Annotated in this window: 17 protein-coding genes; 9 read left to right on the top strand and 8 right to left on the bottom strand. The window is 65.3% G+C overall.

What is annotated here, in order from left to right; genetic code table 11:
• Positions 1-2 precede the first annotated feature (2 nt).
• The 5 genes from gyrB to dnaA all read right to left on the bottom strand — a co-directional run bounded on the left by gyrB (position 3) and on the right by dnaA (position 7183).
• Positions 3-2036 (bottom strand): DNA topoisomerase (ATP-hydrolyzing) subunit B, encoded by a 2034-nt coding sequence (gene gyrB, locus A5645_RS17285; RefSeq protein WP_065034067.1) that lies wholly within the window; start codon positions 2034-2036, stop codon positions 3-5.
• Between the two features lie 234 nt (positions 2037-2270).
• Complete coding sequence (locus tag A5645_RS17280; RefSeq protein WP_065130438.1) at positions 2271-2816, bottom strand: DUF721 family protein; 546 nt, start codon at positions 2814-2816, stop codon at positions 2271-2273.
• Positions 2813-3979, bottom strand: coding sequence for a DNA replication/repair protein RecF (gene recF / locus A5645_RS17275; RefSeq protein ID WP_065130437.1), 1167 nt, complete (start codon positions 3977-3979; stop codon positions 2813-2815). Before recF ends, A5645_RS17280 begins: the two co-directional genes overlap by 4 nt.
• 20 nt (positions 3980-3999) lie before the next feature.
• Positions 4000-5196 carry a DNA polymerase III subunit beta gene (gene dnaN / locus A5645_RS17270; RefSeq protein ID WP_065130436.1) on the bottom strand — a complete coding sequence of 399 codons (1197 nt, stop codon included), beginning with the start codon at positions 5194-5196 and terminating at the stop codon, positions 4000-4002.
• A 505-nt stretch (positions 5197-5701) separates the two neighbouring features.
• A complete protein-coding gene (dnaA, locus tag A5645_RS17265) occupies positions 5702-7183 on the bottom strand; it encodes a chromosomal replication initiator protein DnaA (RefSeq protein ID WP_065034068.1) in 1482 nt (493 codons plus the stop codon).
• A gap of 568 nt (positions 7184-7751) precedes the next feature.
• On the opposite strand from dnaA, the gene rpmH reads away from it, so the two are divergent.
• The 9 genes from rpmH to A5645_RS17230 all read left to right on the top strand — a co-directional run bounded on the left by rpmH (position 7752) and on the right by A5645_RS17230 (position 14292).
• Positions 7752-7895, top strand: coding sequence for a 50S ribosomal protein L34 (gene rpmH / locus A5645_RS27220; RefSeq protein ID WP_019735309.1), 144 nt, complete (start codon positions 7752-7754; stop codon positions 7893-7895).
• 24 nt (positions 7896-7919) lie between these two features.
• A complete protein-coding gene (rnpA, locus tag A5645_RS17260; protein ID WP_065034057.1) occupies positions 7920-8282 on the top strand; it encodes a ribonuclease P protein component in 363 nt (120 codons plus the stop codon).
• A complete protein-coding gene (gene yidD, locus A5645_RS27215; RefSeq protein ID WP_155768053.1) occupies positions 8279-8632 on the top strand; it encodes a membrane protein insertion efficiency factor YidD in 354 nt (117 codons plus the stop codon). Before rnpA ends, yidD begins: the two co-directional genes overlap by 4 nt.
• Positions 8616-9725 carry a membrane protein insertase YidC gene (gene yidC, locus A5645_RS17255; RefSeq protein WP_081288408.1) on the top strand — a complete coding sequence of 370 codons (1110 nt, stop codon included), beginning with the start codon at positions 8616-8618 and terminating at the stop codon, positions 9723-9725. The genes yidD and yidC overlap by 17 nt, the downstream gene beginning before the upstream one ends.
• A 121-nt stretch (positions 9726-9846) precedes the next feature.
• The gene (locus tag A5645_RS17250; RefSeq protein WP_065130435.1) at positions 9847-10401 is read left to right on the top strand and encodes a Jag family protein; all 555 of its coding nucleotides are present in this window, start codon (positions 9847-9849) and stop codon (positions 10399-10401) included.
• A gap of 91 nt (positions 10402-10492) precedes the next feature.
• Entirely contained in the window at positions 10493-11197 is a 705-nt protein-coding gene (rsmG, locus tag A5645_RS17245) for a 16S rRNA (guanine(527)-N(7))-methyltransferase RsmG (RefSeq protein ID WP_065130434.1), read from the top strand.
• 68 nt (positions 11198-11265) lie between these two features.
• On the top strand, positions 11266-12252 hold the full coding sequence (locus tag A5645_RS17240; protein WP_253867037.1) for a ParA family protein: 987 nt from the start codon (positions 11266-11268) through the stop codon (positions 12250-12252).
• Positions 12253-12255: 3 nt separating this feature from the next.
• Positions 12256-13239, top strand: a complete 984-nt coding sequence (locus tag A5645_RS17235; protein WP_065130433.1) for a ParB/RepB/Spo0J family partition protein — start codon at positions 12256-12258, stop codon at positions 13237-13239.
• Between the two features lie 297 nt (positions 13240-13536).
• Positions 13537-14292: an acetyltransferase gene (locus tag A5645_RS17230; RefSeq protein ID WP_065130432.1), complete on the top strand. Its 756-nt coding sequence runs from the start codon at positions 13537-13539 to the stop codon at positions 14290-14292.
• Here A5645_RS17230 and A5645_RS17225 read toward each other — a convergent pair.
• From A5645_RS17225 to trxB, 3 genes are all read right to left on the bottom strand, one after another.
• Positions 14289-15509, bottom strand: a complete 1221-nt coding sequence (locus A5645_RS17225) for an N-acetylmuramoyl-L-alanine amidase (RefSeq protein ID WP_065034062.1) — start codon at positions 15507-15509, stop codon at positions 14289-14291. The genes A5645_RS17230 and A5645_RS17225 overlap by 4 nt on opposite strands.
• Positions 15510-15665: 156 nt before the next feature.
• Complete coding sequence (trxA, locus tag A5645_RS17220) at positions 15666-16016, bottom strand: thioredoxin (RefSeq protein ID WP_065130431.1); 351 nt, start codon at positions 16014-16016, stop codon at positions 15666-15668.
• Entirely contained in the window at positions 16013-17008 is a 996-nt protein-coding gene (gene trxB / locus A5645_RS17215; protein WP_065130430.1) for a thioredoxin-disulfide reductase, read from the bottom strand. The genes trxA and trxB overlap by 4 nt, the downstream gene beginning before the upstream one ends.
• Between the last annotated feature and the right edge of the window lie 60 nt (positions 17009-17068).

Here is a 17068-nt window from a genome sequence, read left to right as displayed (position 1 = left end):
GGTTAAACGTCCAGGAAGCGTACGTCTTTCGCGTTACGAGTGATGAAGCTGCGGCGCGCCTCGACGTCCTCGCCCATCAGGATGGAGAACAACTCGTCGGCCGCGGCGGCGTCGTCCAGCGTCACCTGGCGCAGCACCCGCACCGACGGGTCCATTGTGGTTTCCCACAACTCCTTGGCGTCCATCTCGCCGAGACCCTTGTAGCGCTGAATGCCGTCTTCCTTGTTGATCTTCTTGCCGGACTTCAACCCGGCTTCCAGCAGACCGTCGCGCTCCCGGTCGGAGTAGGCGAATTCGGGCTCGCTGCGCTGCCACTTCAACTTGTACAGCGGCGGCTGCGCCAGGAATACGTGGCCATGCTCGAGCAGCGGCCGCATGAACCGGAACAACAGCGTCAGCAACAACGTCGAAATGTGTTGTCCGTCAACGTCGGCGTCGGCCATCAACACGATCTTGTGGTAGCGCAGCTTGGTGATGTCGAACTCGTCGTGAATACCGGTGCCCAGCGCGGTGATGATCGCCTGGACTTCGGTGTTTTTCAGCACACGGTCGATTCGAGCCTTTTCGACGTTGATGATCTTGCCGCGCAGCGGGAGGATGGCCTGGAACATCGAGTCGCGACCGCTCTTTGCCGAGCCGCCGGCCGAGTCACCTTCCACCACATATAATTCCGATTTGCGGGGGTCGGTCGAGCGGCAGTCGGCAAGCTTGCCGGGCAGCCCGCCGAGATCGGTAGCGCTCTTGCGCCGCACCAATTCTCGGGCCTTGCGCGCCGCGATGCGGGCCTGCGCGGACGATACCGCTTTGTTGACAACGGTTTTGGCTTCCGAGGGGTTGGCCTCGAACCAGTGGGTGAGCTGTTCGTTGCAGACCTTCTGCACGAATGACTTGACCTCTGTATTGCCCAGCTTGGTCTTGGTCTGTCCCTCGAATTGGGGTTCGGCGACCTTGACCGAGATGACGGCGGCCAGTCCTTCGCGGATGTCGTCACCGGTGAGGTTCGGGTCCTTGTCCTTCAGCAGTTTCTTGTCTTTGGCGTATTTGTTCACCACCGACGTCAGCGCGCTGCGGAACCCTTCTTCATGCGTGCCGCCCTCGTGGGTGTTGATGGTGTTGGCGAAGGTGTGTACCGACTCCGAGTAGCCACCGTTCCACTGCATCGCGATCTCGACTTCGTGGCCGGTGCCCTTGCCCTCGAAGTCGATGACGCTCTGCTGGATTGGGCTCTTGGTCCGGTTGATGTGCTTGACGAAGTCGACCAGACCACCGGGGTAGTGGAAGGTGCGTTGCTTGACCTTGTGCGGCGCTTTGGATTCGGCCGCCTTCTCTTCGGCGGACTTGGGCGCCTCGGCGGTGTCGCTGACGACTTCGTCGACGACCTCGTCCTGGTCCACCCGCTCGTCGGTCAGGTTGATGGTCAGGCCCTTGTTGAGGAACGCCATCTCCTGAAGCCGGCGCGCCACCGTCTCGAAGTCGTACTGGGTGGTCTCGAAGATGTCCGGGTCGGCCCAGAACCGGATGGTGGTCCCGGTCTTCTTCGTGGCCTCGCCCTGCTTGAGGGTCCCGGGTACGGCGCGGTCGTAGTACTGAGACCACTCGTGCCCATCGCGCTTGATGTCGACCTCGAGTCGGGTCGACAGCGCATTGACCACCGACACACCGACGCCGTGCAACCCACCGCTGACCGTGTAGCCGCTGTTTTCACCGCCGAACTTGCCGCCGGCGTGCAACTGGGTCATGACGACGTCGACCGTCGGGGCGCCGGTGGCGTGCATGGCGACCGGAATGCCGCGGCCGTCGTCGGCGACCTCCACGCTGCCGTCGTCGAGTATTCGCACATCGACCCGGGTGGCGTAACCGGCCATCGCCTCGTCCACCGAGTTGTCGACCACCTCCCAGATGAGGTGGTGCAGACCACGCTCACCCGTGGAGCCGATGTACATGCCCGGGCGTTTGCGGACGGCCTCCAATCCTTCGAGGACGGTGATGGCGGAAGCGCCGTATTCGTTTTGTGCCTTCTTCTTCTGGGCAGCCACGGTCGGAATGCTCTCCTTGGGGTTGCATGCGAGCGGTTCATTCACCGCAGCGGTCGCACTCCTGCCACTCTACCGTGAACTACCGTCAGGACCGATTTTGCGGGCGCGTTTCTACCCATCTCATTGCGCCGTGCGCTCATTATCTTCGTTGTCGCCGCGTCCCGACCTTCCGAATGCGGGTCCGTTAATTTCTGGCGGCTCTCAGAGCGCGACCATCCGGGCTGTCAAGAGCCCTTAGCCGTAGGTGTCCCGCGGGCCTCTGCCGGCGATGTGCCGCGGGCCCTTGCGCCATGACGGCGTCGCTGGGCCGGTGATCTTCAGCGACGTCACCACGCCGTTGCCGACGGCCGCGGCGATCTTAGCCAGCAGTTGTGCTTGCATCAGCCTCAGCTGGGTCGCCCATGCCGTCGATTCGGCCGTCACACTCAGCACCCCGTTGTTGAGTGCGGCCGGGGTCGCATGCTCTGCGATTTGCTCGCCGACCACCGAATTCCAATGCCCGAAGACCGTGCCTTCGGCCACGTGCGTCGTCCAGCCCTGTTGCTTGGCCAGGTCGCGCGCGAGTCGTCCCAGCGGTTGCGGGTCACGCCCGTCCGGGCCGGGACCCGACCAGCTGCGCCGCCCGCCGGCGACGCGTCGACGCGGCACCGGGGCCGCGCGTCCCCGTCCGGCGTCCTGTCCCCGTGCACGAGCTGCGGCGCGCGCGTCTTCCAGGGTTCGCCGAACCAGATCGATGCCCCGCAGTTCGTCGCCGCCCGCGGCGTCCTCGGCCTCGGTCATTCCTGCACCGCCGCAACGGCCGACACCGCGCCGGCGTCGCTGTCCCGCAGTTCGATATGCACCCGGGTCGCGTCCCAGCCGTCCGGGATGTCTTCCAGCACCGCCGCGGTCACCAGCACCTGCTCGGCTGACTCCGCGACGTTAGCCAGCGCCCGGCGGCGCTTGGTATCCAGCTCGGCGAAGACGTCGTCCAGCAACAGCACCGGTTCGCCGCCGTCGGCGCGCAGCAATTCATAGGCAGCAAGCCGCAACGCCACCGCGAACGACCACGATTCGCCGTGACTGGCAAAACCTTTGGCGGGTTGATCACCGAGCCGCAGTTCCAGGTCGTCCCGGTGCGGGCCGACCAGGCAGACCCCGCGCTCGAGTTCGGCTTCACGGCGCGCGGCCAGCGCCGTCAGCAACGTGGCCTCCAGCATCTCCCGGTCCGCGCCGTGATCGGCACCGGGAACCACAGAGTCCGTACTGGCACGATAACCGATTGCGGCAGAACGTGATTCGGGCGCCAACAGTTGGTACGCCTTCTCCACCTCGGGTGTCAGCTGATTCACCAGGTCAATCCGGGCGGCCATCAGTTGGGCTCCGTACTCGGCCAGCCGACTGTCCCAGACGTCCAGTGTGTCCAGCGCGCTGAGGTCACCGCGGAACCGGGCGCCGGACAAGGACTTCAACAATGCGGTGCGTTGCCGCAGCACTTTGTCGTAGTCGGCGCGCACGCCGGCAATGACCGGACGCCGTACCGTTGCCAGCTCGTCGAGGTAGCGGCGGCGCTCGGCGGGATCACCCCGGACCAGGGCCAGATCTTCTGGCGCGAACAACACCGCGCGCAGCACGCCGACGATTTCGCGCGTGCTGCGCGCCGGTGACCGATTCAGTCGCGCCTTGTTCGCCCGGCCCGCGGCGATCTCGAGGTCCACCGCGCATTCCCTGCCGTCGTTGACGACGATGGTCGACACCACGGCGCGTTCGGCCCCGGCCCGGATCAGCGGCGCGTCGGTACCAACTCGATGTGAGCTCAGCGTGGTCGAATACCAGAGCGCCTCAACGAGATTCGTCTTGCCAAAACCGTTCGGACCCACGAAGACGGTACGACCCGGCGTCAGGTCGATTTCCGCATGCGCCCAGGACCGGAAATCCCGTAACGCCAAATGCCGGACGTACACCTACCTCGACGCCTCGATGATCAGCCCGGCAGCCGTACCGGCATAAGCAGATACACGTAATCCGTCGGCACCGCCGGGTACGGGCCACTGCCGGTCGGCACGGCATCGTCGGCCGAAGCCGGCCGCAGCAAAGCCGGCTTACCCGGAGTGGTGAAGCCGAACGACACCCGCTCGGAGTGCAGCGAGCCGAGACCATCGGTCAGGTAGGTGGGATTGAACGCGATCGTCAGTGGTTCACCGGCGTAGTCGACGGCCAGATCCTCCTCGGCGCGACCAACGTCATCCGCCCCGGCCGACAGCCGCAGCATCCCGTCGGCGAATTCCATCCGGACCTGCGCCCCCCGGTCGGCCACCAGCGCGACCAGCTTGATCGCCTCGGTCAATTCGGCCACGTTGATGGTGGCCACCGCGGTGTGTTCGGCCGGCAGCAGCTGACGGAATTTCGGGAATTCGGCGTCCAGCAGCCGGGTGGTGCTGCGTTTGCCGTTGCCGCTGATTCCGAGCAGTCCGTCTTTGCCCACTCCAGATCCAGAACCCAACGACAGCCGTACTTCCGAACCGTCGGCACCGGCCTTGGCCGCTTCGGCCAGCGTCTTGGCCGGGACCAGAACTGAGGCCTCAATGTCCGGCGACAACGCCGACCAGGTCAACTCACGCACCGCCAGCCGGAACCGGTCGGTCGCCGCCAGCACCACCGTCTCACCGGAGATCTCCACCCGGATCCCGGTCAACATCGGCAAGGTGTCGTCGCGACCGGCCGCGATCGCGACCTGGCCGATGGCCTCGGCGAACAACTCCGCCGGCACCGTCCCGGTCTCCTCGGGCAGCGTCGGCAGCGTCGGGTAGTCCTCGACGGCCATCGTCGGGAGCGAGAATCGCGCGCTGCCGCAGGTCAGCGCTACCCGGTTGCCGTCGACGAAGAAATCGACAGGCTTGTTCGGCAACGCCCGGGTGATGTCGGACAACAGCCGCCCGGACACCAAAACGCTTCCAGGGGAGGCGATTTCGGCAGCGACCTGGACCTCGGCGGAGACTTCGTAGTCGAATCCGGAAATCGTCAGACCGTCGTCTGAGCCGGTGAGCAGCACCCCGGAAAGCACCGGCACGGTGGGCCGGGACGGCAGGTTCTTGGCCACCCACGACACCGCTTCGGCGAAGGACTCCCGCACCAAACGAAACTTCAAGTCGGTGACAGCCCGTGTAGTAGCCGCGTCCATTGCGTCCCTTCACCAGAGTTCGAATCCGTACCCGGCTCCCCTGCCGGTGTGTCATTCGCAACGACGACCGTAACGGCAGTCGAACAACAACCGTAGAGCTTCTCGGGCCAACTTGAAAGCTAAACGTAAACGGTGACAAAGCCGGTGCGCGGGCTGCCCGAGGACGCCTCGCACAGGACGTCCCCAGGGGTGTACTTCAAAGAAGAAATTACGGAGAGATCTCAATATCAGTAATAAGGGGTGTGCAAGCTGGGGACAGCCGGTCTTTTTGCTGCTCCGGGCCGGGGTCGGTTGTGGAAGACGACGTGCACGGCTGTGTGGGTGATGCTGGGCGGTTGGGGATGAAGCACTGTGGTGCACCGCGGCGGTGGTGCTGCACTGGAGTTTGGCAGCTTTGTGCACAGGAGTACACACATCGCGCCGCTGGTGCGGTTGTGACTCGAGGTAGAGAAGTTTTTTGGAAAAGGACGCGGGAAACCGGCGATGAGGCGCGTAAGAGGGTGATTCAGCGCTTGGAGCGCTGCCGGATGCGGGTGGTGAGCTCTTTGACGTTGTCGAAGATCTCGCGCCGCTCGGCCATCTCGTTGCGGATCTTGCGCTCGGCGTACATCACGGTGGTGTGATCGCGGCCGAACGCCTGGCCGATCTTGGGCAGCGAGAGATCCGTGAGTTCCCGGCACAGGTACATCGCGATCTGTCGGGACTGTGCCAGCGGGCGGGCCTTGCCTGGACCGCGTAATTCCTCGACGGTGGTGTCGAAGTATTCGGCGGTGGCGGCCATGATGGTGGCCGCGCTGATCTGCATGCCGCTGGCGTCGGCGATCAAGTCGCGCAACACGATCTCGGCCAAGGCCTTGTCGATCGGTGTTTTGTTCAACGAGGCGAACGCGGTGACCCGGATCAGCGCGCCCTCGAGTTCGCGGATGTTGCGCTCGATGCTGCTGGCGATGAGTTCCAGGACGTCGTCGGGTACCGCGAGACGCTCGACCTGCGCCTTCTTGCGCAGAATGGCGATGCGTGTTTCGAGTTCCGGCGGCTGGACATCGGTGATCAGACCCCACTCGAATCGGGTGCGAAGCCGGTCTTCGAGGGTGGCCAGTTGCTTGGGCGGCCGGTCGGAGGAGATGACGATCTGCTTGTTCGCATTGTGCAAGGTGTTGAAGGTGTGGAAGAACTCCTCCTGGATGCCTTCTTTGCCTTCGATGAACTGAATGTCATCGACCAGTAGCACATCGACGTCTCGGTAGCTGCGCTTGAATGCGACTTTGCGGTCGTCCCGCAGCGAGTTGATGAAGTCGTTGGTGAACTCTTCGGTGGAGACGTACTTGACCCGCATGCCAGGGAACAGCCGTTGTGCGTAGTTGCCGGCCGCATGCAGCAGGTGGGTCTTGCCCAGACCCGATTCACCCCAGATGAACAGCGGGTTGTAGGCGCGGGCGGGCGCCTCGGCGATGGCCAGGGTGGCGGCGTGCGCGAAACGGTTCGAAGCGCCGATGACGAAGGTGTCGAATGTGTAGCGCCGATTGAGACTGGTGCCGCCGGCGGCCGAGCCGCCGTCGGAAGCGGCGGGACGCTCGGTGAAGTAGTTCGGCCAGTTCTGCCCCGGCCCGATCACGGTGTCGCTGTCGTCGGTGTCGGGTTCATCAGCCGGCGCCGTGACGTTCTCCGCCGCGGCGACCCCGTCGTCGTCGGCGGGTGGCGGTGCGATGCGCACCCCGAGCTGGATTTGTTGGCCGAGCCGACGGCTGAGTGCGTCAGTGATGGCGGTGCGCAGATGGCGTTCGATTTCGTTCTGCACGAACACACTCGGCACCGAGAGCAGAGCGAAACCCTCGACGATGGTGAGCGGCTGGACCAGATTCAGCCAGGCGCGCTGTTGGGGTGTGAGCGGCGTGGCGAGGGCGTGGCCGTTGGGGGATTCACCGTTGAGTTCGGAGACCACCGCATTCCACACCGTGGCGAATCCAGAACCGGGGTCATCGGTCAACGACGCATCTCCTGGTCCGACGGTCGAGGTGCAACTGCTGATGGCGACGATGCACCTGTCCACATGGTTATCCACAGATGTGGAAAGGAAGGTCAATAGCGTGCCGCCGCCTATTGGCAACGGCTCGTGATCTTCATGCTGTAGACAACCATGCGATTGTCCGCTCAGCTAGTCGATCCGCCATCCTCGCTTCATTATCGTCAGAGTCCCAACTCCGCAGCGGCTTGAATGCTACCCCGCAAGAAGCTAACAGTTTTCGTTGCGGCTGCCAACAGTTCTCTTGTATTCCGCTGGCGTTCTTGATGATCTGACCAGAATCGGCCACGCGCCGGGCCGTCGGGATCGGACCACACCAGCCATCGTCGTGAGTCTGCTGAGGCGGGCGAGGTTTGACCAGGACAAGCCGCATCAGTACCCTCAAACAGTCGCCCGAAAGTCGGCGATACGGCTGCGACCCGGATCATGTGCCCGGGGACCGCGCCGGCCAGCAAGCGGGAAACACCTCCGCTCGACGAATTGCGAAGCATCAGTCGGCGGACGGTTATGCCAACACACGAGGAGAATAGCCGTGGCCAAGGGCAAGCGGACCTTCCAGCCGAACAACCGGCGCCGAGCCCGCGTTCACGGCTTCCGGCTGCGGATGCGTACTCGCGCGGGTCGGGCCATCGTGTCCGGCCGGCGGCGTAAGGGTCGTCGTTCTTTAACTGCCTGATCGCAAGCTCGGGTTCCGTTAGCCGTGCTTTCCGCACGTAACCGCATGCGGCGGTCGTCTGAGTTCGACGCGACCGTGCGGTACGGGATGCGCACGGTGCAGCCGGATGTGGTTGTGCATGTGCGGCGGGGGAGTGACCAACACGATGTCCCCGGGCCACGGGTCGGGTTGATCGTTGCCAAGCGGGTGGGGTCTGCGGTCGAACGTCACAGAGTGGCACGGCGGCTGCGTCACGTTGCCCGGCCGATGCTGGACAGCTTGCACCCGCACGACCAGGTGGTGATTCGCGCCTTGCCGAGTAGCAGGCACGTCTCGTCGGCGTGGCTGGAGCAACAGCTGCGTAGCGGACTACGTCGAGCCTTCGAGCTGGCGGGTACCGAGCGGTGAGCGTCGCCCAGTGGAACCCTGCGCGCGTGGTTCGCTCCGCCGGCAGGGCAGGCACCCCCGTGGCGCGCGCGTTGATCTATGTCATTCAGCTTTACCGGCACATGGTGTCGCCGCTGCGCCCGGCGTCGTGCCGGTTCGTCCCAACCTGCAGTCAATACGCGGTCGAGGCCCTGGCCGAGTACGGAGTTCTTCGGGGAGGTTGGCTGGCGGTAGCCAGGCTCGCAAAGTGCGGGCCGTGGCATCGGGGAGGATGGGATCCAATCCCGGAGCGCCACGAGTGCCGGACCAACTTCGATACTGCGGCCGGAGACGCTCCGGCACAGCAAGGGGAGAGTGGATCTTTTGTTTGATTTCTTCAGCCTGGACTTCATCTACTACCCGGTGTCGTGGATCATGTGGGTCTGGTACAAAGCGTTCGCGTTTGTGCTCGGACCGGACAACTTCTTCGCCTGGGCACTGTCGGTGATGTTCCTGGTGTTCAGCTTGCGCGCACTGCTGTACAAGCCTTTCGTGCGGCAGATCCGTACGACCAGGCAGATGCAGGAACTGCAGCCGCAGATCAAGGCGCTGCAAAAGAAGTACGGCAAGGACCGCCAGCGCATGGCGCTCGAGATGCAAAAGCTGCAGCGCGAGCACGGGTTCAATCCGATCCTGGGCTGCCTGCCGATGCTGGCGCAGATCCCGGTGTTCCTCGGTCTGTATCACGTGCTGCGTTCGTTCAACCGGACAACCGGCGGCATCGGCTTGCAGCAGATGTCGGTGGCGCAGAACAAGCTCGTCGGGAACTACGTCTTCACCCCGACCGATGTGCAGAACTTCTTGAAGGCCAACCTGTTCGGCGCGCCCATCGGCGCCTCGATGACGCAGGGCGGCGGGCTGGATGCGTTCGAACACTTCAGCCGTCCCGCGGTGATCGCGGTCGGCGTACCCGTGATGATCCTCGCCGGCGTCGCGACGTACTTCAACAGCCGCGCGTCGGTCGCGCGCCAGAGTCCGGAAGCGGCGGCCAATCCGCAGACGGCGATGATGAACAAGTTGGCGCTGTACGTCTTCCCGCTCGGCGTGGTGGTCGGCGGACCCTTCCTGCCGCTGGCGATCATCCTGTACTGGTTCGCCAACAACATCTGGACGTTCGGCCAGCAGCACTACGTCTTCGGAATGATCGAGAAGGAAGACGAGGCCAAGAAGCAGGAAGTGTTGCAGCGCCGGGCGGCCAACGCGCCCGCCCCGGGCGCCAAGCCGAAACGGACACCGAAGACGGGACCGGCGGCCGCCGGCGAGGGGGATACGGGCGGCACCGAAACGAGTGACGTCGAAGACGGCGCGACAGACGGCAAACCGGCGAAAGGCACTCAGGCACCCAAGCTGAGCCCGGGCAACCGGAACAGCGGCCCGGGGCGTACCCCAAGGCCGGGAGCACGACCCAAAAAGCGCAAACGTTAGTCAGCGCACCCGAACTTGCCGGGGCTTGCCAACCAGGCCGCACCGCCCCGACTCGACGAGACAGGCAAGAAACGCGGCGCAGCGCCGCCAATAGCAACCCGTGGAAGAGGGGAGAAACACCATGACCGACGCGGAGACCACCGAACTGAACGCGGACGCCGCATCCGACGAGGATCTCACGGCCGACGAGCAGGCCGACTCGGCCGACGACCTCGAGGAGCGGTTGGTCGCCGAGGGCGAGATCGCCGGCGACTATCTGGAAGAGCTGCTGGACCTGTTGGACTTCGATGGCGACATCGACCTGGACGTCGAAGGCAACCGTGCGGTGGTCAGCATCGACGGCAGCAACGATCTCAACAAACTGGTGGGCCGCGGCGGCGAGGTGCTCGACGCTTTGCAGGAACTCACCCGGTTGGCCGTCCACCAGAAGACCGGTGTGCGGAGCCGACTGATGCTCGACATCGCAAGCTGGCGGCGCCGTCGCCGAGAGGAGCTGGCGGCGCTGGGCGACAAGGTGGCCCGGCGGGTGGCGGAGACGGGCGAGCGCGAGGCGCTTTCGCCGATGACACCTTTCGAGCGCAAGATCGTGCACGATGCCGTGGCGTCGGTGCCCGGAGTACACAGTGAGAGCGAGGGCGCCGAGCCCGCGCGACGGGTTGTCGTCCTACGTGACTGACTCGTGACACCGCGCGGCCGGACTGTGACCCGACCGTGATGTGGGGAGTTACAGGCTTGTAGTTCTGAGGGCATCGCGGGAGAGCGAAGGGATGTTTCACGTGAAACATGGCGATTCCCGCGCCGCCGGTCCCCGGCCGCCGGCCCCGGCCGAGACCATCTTCGGGCCGAACCTCGAGCTCGCTCGGCGCTATGCCGAGTTGTTGGCTACTGACGGTGTCCAGCGGGGACTACTCGGACCACGCGAGGCCGATCGCCTCTGGGACCGGCACCTGTTGAACTCCGCGGTCTTCGCCGAGCTGTTGGAGAATGGCGCCCGCGTGGTGGATATCGGCAGTGGCGCGGGCTTGCCCGGCATCCCGTTGTTTCTCGCGCGCCCCGATCTGCGGGTCGTGCTTTTGGAGCCGCTGCTGCGCCGCAGCGAGTTTCTGTCGGAGATTGTGACGAACCTCGGCGTGCCGGTGGAAGTGGTCCGCGGCCGCGCGGAGGAGCGCGCGGTTCGAGACCGACTGGGTGGCAGCGATGCCGTTGTCTCCCGGGCGGTGGCGGCCTTGGACAAACTGACGAAGTGGAGTATGCCGTTGCTGAAGCACGACGGGCAGATGATCGCAATCAAGGGGGAGCGCGCCCCGGATGAAGTTCGGGAGCACCGGCGTGTGATGGAGGCTTCGGGTGCCACCGATGTAAGGGTGGTGACATGTGGCGCGAACTATTTGGAGCAGCCCGCAACCGGAGTAGTGGCGCGGCGGGGCAGGGCTACGCGGCACAAGCAGCGGGCGGGCAGGGGAGCGGAATGAGATTCACCGCCAGGGCCGCGACGCCCGCACCCGCGCCGACCAGAACACCCGTGACCACCGTGCCGGCGATGCCGTCGCCCATTCACCACCCACCCGAAGCCAGATCATCACATGGGGTGGCAGCGACGGCGCCGGGGGCGCACAATCCCACCGTGAATGTTTCACGTGAAACATCGATCGACATCGATACGCCCATAGGGGCCGCGGCCGAACGCGCGATGCGGGTTCTGCATACAACGCACGAACCGCTGCAGCGACCGCGTCAGCGCCGGCTCTTCACCATCGCGAACCAGAAGGGCGGCGTCGGTAAGACCACCACCGCCGTCAACCTCGCGGCCGCGCTCGCGGTGCAGGGCCTCAAGACGCTCGTCATTGATCTCGATCCGCAGGGCAATGCGAGCACCGCGCTGGGCATCGCCGACCGTCAGTCCGGCACCCCCTCGTCGTACGAAGTCCTCATCGGCGAGGTGACACTGCAGGAGGCTATGCGCCGCAGCCCGCACAGCGAGCGCCTGTTCTGTGTACCGGCGACGATCGATCTGGCGGGCGCCGAGATCGAGTTGGTCAGTATGGTGGCCCGCGAGAACAGGCTGCGGAACGCGTTGGCGGAGCTGGACAACTTCGACTTCGATTACGTCTTCATCGACTGCCCGCCGTCACTCGGGCTGCTCACCATCAATGCCCTCGTGGCGGCACCCGAGGTGCTGATCCCGATTCAGTGCGAGTACTACGCGCTGGAGGGGGTGTCCCAGCTGATGCGCAACATCGAGATGGTGAAGTCGCATCTGAACCCGCAACTCGACGTGACCACGGTCATCCTCACCATGTACGACGGACGCACCAAGCTCGCCGACCAAGTGGCCGAGGAAGTGCGCCGGTACTTCGGGGACAAGGTGTTGCGCACCGTGATCCCGCGCAGCGTCAAGGTATCCGAGGCGCCGGGCTACAGCATGACGATCATCGATTACGATCCCGGCTCGCGCGGAGCCATGAGCTATTTGGACGCCAGTCGTGAACTCGCGCAGCGCGATCGACCACCAGCCGGGAAGGGATGACGAATGACGAATCCGTCGCGTAGGAAGGGCGGCCTCGGCCGGGGGTTGGCCTCGCTGATCCCGACCGGGCCCGCCGAGGGGGAGGGCGGTGCGTCTCCGTTCGGACCGCGGATGGGTTCCGCCGCGGCCGACGTCGTGATCGGCGGACCGCTGCCCGATGCCGCCGCCATGGGTGCGGTATACCGGGAGATCGCACCCTCGGACATCGAGCCGAACCCGCGGCAGCCGCGGCAGGTGTTCGACGACGAGGCGCTGTCGGAATTGGTGCACTCGATCCGCGAGTTTGGACTGCTGCAACCGATCGTGGTGCGCGCCGTGCCGGTGTCCCCGGGTGGCGCGCGATACCAGATCGTGATGGGGGAGCGGCGCTGGCGGGCGGCGCAGGAAGCCGGCCTGGCCACCATTCCCGCGATCGTGCGCGAGACCAACGACGACAATCTGTTGCGCGACGCGTTGCTGGAAAACATCCACCGCGTGCAGCTCAACCCGCTGGAAGAAGCGGCGGCGTATCAGCAACTCCTCGACGAGTTCGGGGTCACCCACGACGAACTGGCCGCGCGCATCGGCCGTTCGCGGCCGTTGATCACCAACATGATCAGGCTGCTGAAACTGCCAATCCCGGTGCAGCGACGGGTGGCCGCGGGGGTGTTGTCCGCCGGCCACGCCCGGGCTCTGCTCTCCCTGGAGGCGGGCCCGGATGCGCAGGAGGAGCTCGCGAGCCGGATCGTCGCCGAGGGCCTGTCGGTCCGGGCCACCGAGGAAGCCGTCACCCTGGCCAACCGTGGGGACGGCGCGACGCCGGCCTCTCCGCGGCGCAAGCCCATCCAGATGCCCGGCCTGCAGGATGTCGCCGAGCGGCTGTCCAACGCCTTCGATACCCGGGTGACGGTTGCGCTGGGCAAGCGCAAAGGCAAGATCGTGGTCGAGTTCGGTTCGGTGGACGATCTGCAGCGGATCATCGACCTGATGACCGCAAAAAAGGCCTGAAGCTCCGCATCCGGTCATACCCTGTAATTACGTCACTGTGACACCCACCCGGTGACGACATGGGCGCCGGCCCGTCCGCGCCACCAAGAATGACGGAGACATGCTGTGCCGCAACCAAATTCGAATTCCAGATGGCGGCGACCACGCAGTGCGACCAGTCAGTTGGCAGTGGTCGGGTGAACACTGGCCCAAAAGCGACCGACTCTCCTATCCTGGAAGGGTTGCCGGTGCGTATCAGCCTCGGAAGAGCCGGGCGGATCCCATGCGCGTGAGTACCGCACGGAGGCCAGGAGACTAGTGTCAGCTCGGATTACAGCGCTGCGGCTCGAAGCCTTCGAGCAGCTCCCCAAGCATGCGCGCCGATGCGTTTTCTGGGAGGTCGACCCCGCGACGCTGGGTAAGGACGACCACCTCGCGGACCCGGAGTTCGAGAAGGAAGCGTGGCTGTCGATGGTCATGCTGGAGTGGGGCTCCTGCGGACAGTTTGCGACCGCGATCCCCGACGAGCGCAGCCAGGCCGAACCGCCCTGCGCGGGTTATGTCCTCTACGCCCCACCGCGTGCGGTGCCCCGGGCGCATCGATTTCCCACCGGGCCGGTCTCCGCTGACGCGGTGCTACTGACGTCGATGGGCATCGAGCGCGGGCTGGCCGACGCTGACCTGCCGCACAACCTGATCGCCCGAGTCATTGACGAGTTGGTGCGACGCGGGGTGCGGGCGTTGGAAGCCTTCGGCCGGACCCAGGCCGCCACCGAGTTGCAGCCGCCACTGGATGCCGACGTGCAACCGGTGGTCGAAGCACTCGGCGACTGCTCGGTCGAGCATTGCATCATCGATGCCGACTTCTTGCTGGACGTGGGTTTCGTGGTGGTCGCGCCGCACCCCTATTTCCCGCGTCTGCGCCTCGAGCTGGACAAGGGCCTGGGCTGGAAGGCCGAAGTCGAGGCCGCGTTGGAGCGCCTGCTGGAAAATGCTCAGTCGCAACAGCCGGTGGGAGCGGCGTCCGCGGGGGGAGTGCCGACCGGTAATGCCGTGCAGCGCAACGGCGACTAAGTGCCGCTGATTCTGCTGGCCCGCTCCACGGACAGCTCGTGGGCCAGCAATTCCGCGAAAGTGAAAGTGCCGGTGGGCCGGTCGTTCTTGCCCAGTAGGTAGAGCCGCTTCACCGCGGCGAGAATGCCCTCGGCGATGGCGTCGCGCGTCTGAGGCGACACCAACATCTCGCGGTCGCGCGGATTGGTGATGTAGCCGACGTCGACCTGAACGGTCGGCATCCTGGTGAGCCGCAACAGATCCCACGTCCGGCCGTGGACGCGGCAATCCCGTAATCCGGTACGTGCCACCACTTCTCGCTGGATGAAGTCAGCCAGGTTGCGCCCGATGGTGGACACCGAGCCGTGAGAGTTGCCGAAGTGGAACGACGCCACGCCGTTGGCCGAAGGGCTGGTTTGGGTTTCGCAGCGCAGGCTGATCATCAAGTCCGCGCCAACGGAATTCGCGGTGGCTGCGCGCTCGGCGTCCGAGGGGCTGCGGTTGGTGGGCCGGGAGAGGAAGGTCTCCATCCCGATCGCGGTCATCCGGCCTTCGAGCCGACTGGCCAAGTCCCACAAGATATCTGACTCGCTGATCGGGCCGGCCGGGCCTTGGGTGATCAGGCCGTGGTCGCTGCCGCCGCGGCCCGGATCGATGATGATCCGCTTGCCCGACAGCTTCGGTCCGGAGCTGCGCACCAGCTCTTCCTCGCGGATCGCGTGCGGTGAACCGCCGCTGACCCGCGAACTGAGAAAGTACAAAGACCGCAACGTTTCCGGCCCGCAGATACCGTCCGCCGACAGCCCGTACTCGCGTTGGTAGGACATCAACGCGTTGTGAGTCTGCAGCCCGAAATGTCCGTCGACCAGACCGGTGTAGAAGCCCAGATCCTGCAGGCGTGCTTGCAAAGTCGCGACATCGTCGCCGTAGAGCGGGGCGCCGAACTGGTGATACAACGTGCGGGCACCGAGCCGGTAGGAGGCTTCCTTCAGCGCACGGTAGGTGGCCTCGCCGACGATGCCGTCCACCAGTAGACCGCGGTGCTGCTGAAAGGCCCGCACCGCGTAGTCGAGTTCCTCATCGAACACTTCGAATGCGACGTGCCGACCGGTGGTCAGGTCCTCGTCGGGGTTCTCCAGCATTCCCAGCGCGGCCAGCGCCGCTCGGATCTCGGTGACAGCCGCACCGCGGTCGCCACAGCGCAGCGCGTCGCCGTCTTCGCGGCGCGGACTCGGCATACCAAGGGCCCTCCGGGACTATTGACATCGCATGCAAATGCAGCGCAGTTAACCGGTATTGTCGCAGATCCTCGCCAATATCCGGAAAACCCCAGGCCAATCGGGGACTCGTTTCGGCAACGAGATGGCCTCGCGGCGCGGGCGCGATGGAGTGAATCAGGCGAGGTTGGGCACCGCGTCGGAGAGTTCGCGTAGCAGGGCCGCCTTGCCTTTGGCACCAACGATGCGCTTCACCGGTTGACCGTCCTTGAACAGGATCAGCGTGGGTATCGACACCACTTGGAAGTCGCGCGCGGTCTCGGGGTTGGCGTCGACATCCAGTTTGGCGACGGTGAGGTCAGCGGAGCGTTCGGCGGCGATCTCCTCGAGCACCGGGGCCACCATCTTGCACGGTCCACACCAGGTGGCCCAAAAGTCAACCAGCACAGGCTTATTGCTGGACAACACGTCGCTGTCGAAGGAGGCGTCGGACACCTCGATCGTGGCGGACTTGTCCGATTCGCTCATCGCTGTGCTCCTATCAAATTGTCGGTACTGCCGGTCTCTCCGGCCGCCTCGTGTTCGGCGAGCCACCGCTCGGCGTCGATGGCGGCGGCACAACCGCTGCCCGCTGCGGTGACGGCCTGTCGGTAGGTGCGGTCCACCAGGTCGCCGGCGGCGAACACCCCTTCCAGGGAGGTGCTGGTGGTGCGCCCCTGCACCAGTACGTAACCGTCCGGATCCAGGTCGACGGCGTCGCGAACCAGGGCAGAGCGCGGCTCGTGACCGATCGCGACGAACACTCCGGTCACCGGCAGGGTGGTCTCCTCACCGGTGACGTTGTCCCGGAGGCGCAGGCCGGTGACGGTGGTGTCGCCGTCGACTCCCAGCACGGACTTGTTCGTGAGGATTCTGATCTTCGCGTTGTCCTGCGCCCGCTGGAGCATGATTTTGGAGGCGCGGAACTCCTCCCGGCGGTGCACCAGCGTGACACTGCGGGCGAAACGCGTGAGGAAGGTCGCTTCCTCCATCGCCGAGTCCCCGCCGCCGATCACGGCGATGTCCTGATCGCGGAAGAAGAACCCGTCACAGGTGGCGCATGAGCTGACCCCACGACCCAGCAGTTCCTGTTCTCCGGGCACGTTGAGGTAGCGGGCGGCGGCGCCCATCGCCAGGATGACGGCGCGGGCCCGGAAGGTCTCGCCTTCGGCGGTCACCACGGTCTTGACCGGACCCTGAAGCGACACCGACTCGACGTCTTCCATGCGCAGGTCGGCGCCGAACCGCAGCGCTTGCTCGCGCATCTGGTCCATCAACTCCGGGCCGGTGATCCCGTCCCGGAACCCTGGGTAATTCTCCACCTCCGTCGTGGTCATCAGCGCGCCGCCGAACGCGGTGCCCTCGAAGACCAGCGGCTTGAGCTGGGCGCGGGCGGTGTAGAGCGCGGCGGTGTATCCGGCCGGGCCGGACCCGATGATGATCACATCGTGGATGGTGTCTGGGGCGGAGAAAGCGGTCATGCGGGCCTTTCGGAACCTTCCGGAAACTGAACCTGATCTGCAATCCTACGAACGCCAGCG

The sequence above is a fragment of the Mycobacterium asiaticum genome, from assembly GCF_001673635.1.
Taxonomy (GTDB): domain Bacteria; phylum Actinomycetota; class Actinomycetes; order Mycobacteriales; family Mycobacteriaceae; genus Mycobacterium; species Mycobacterium asiaticum_C.
The sequence above is the reverse complement of the archived record's forward strand: the minus strand, read 5'-3'. Positions and strand labels throughout refer to the sequence as shown.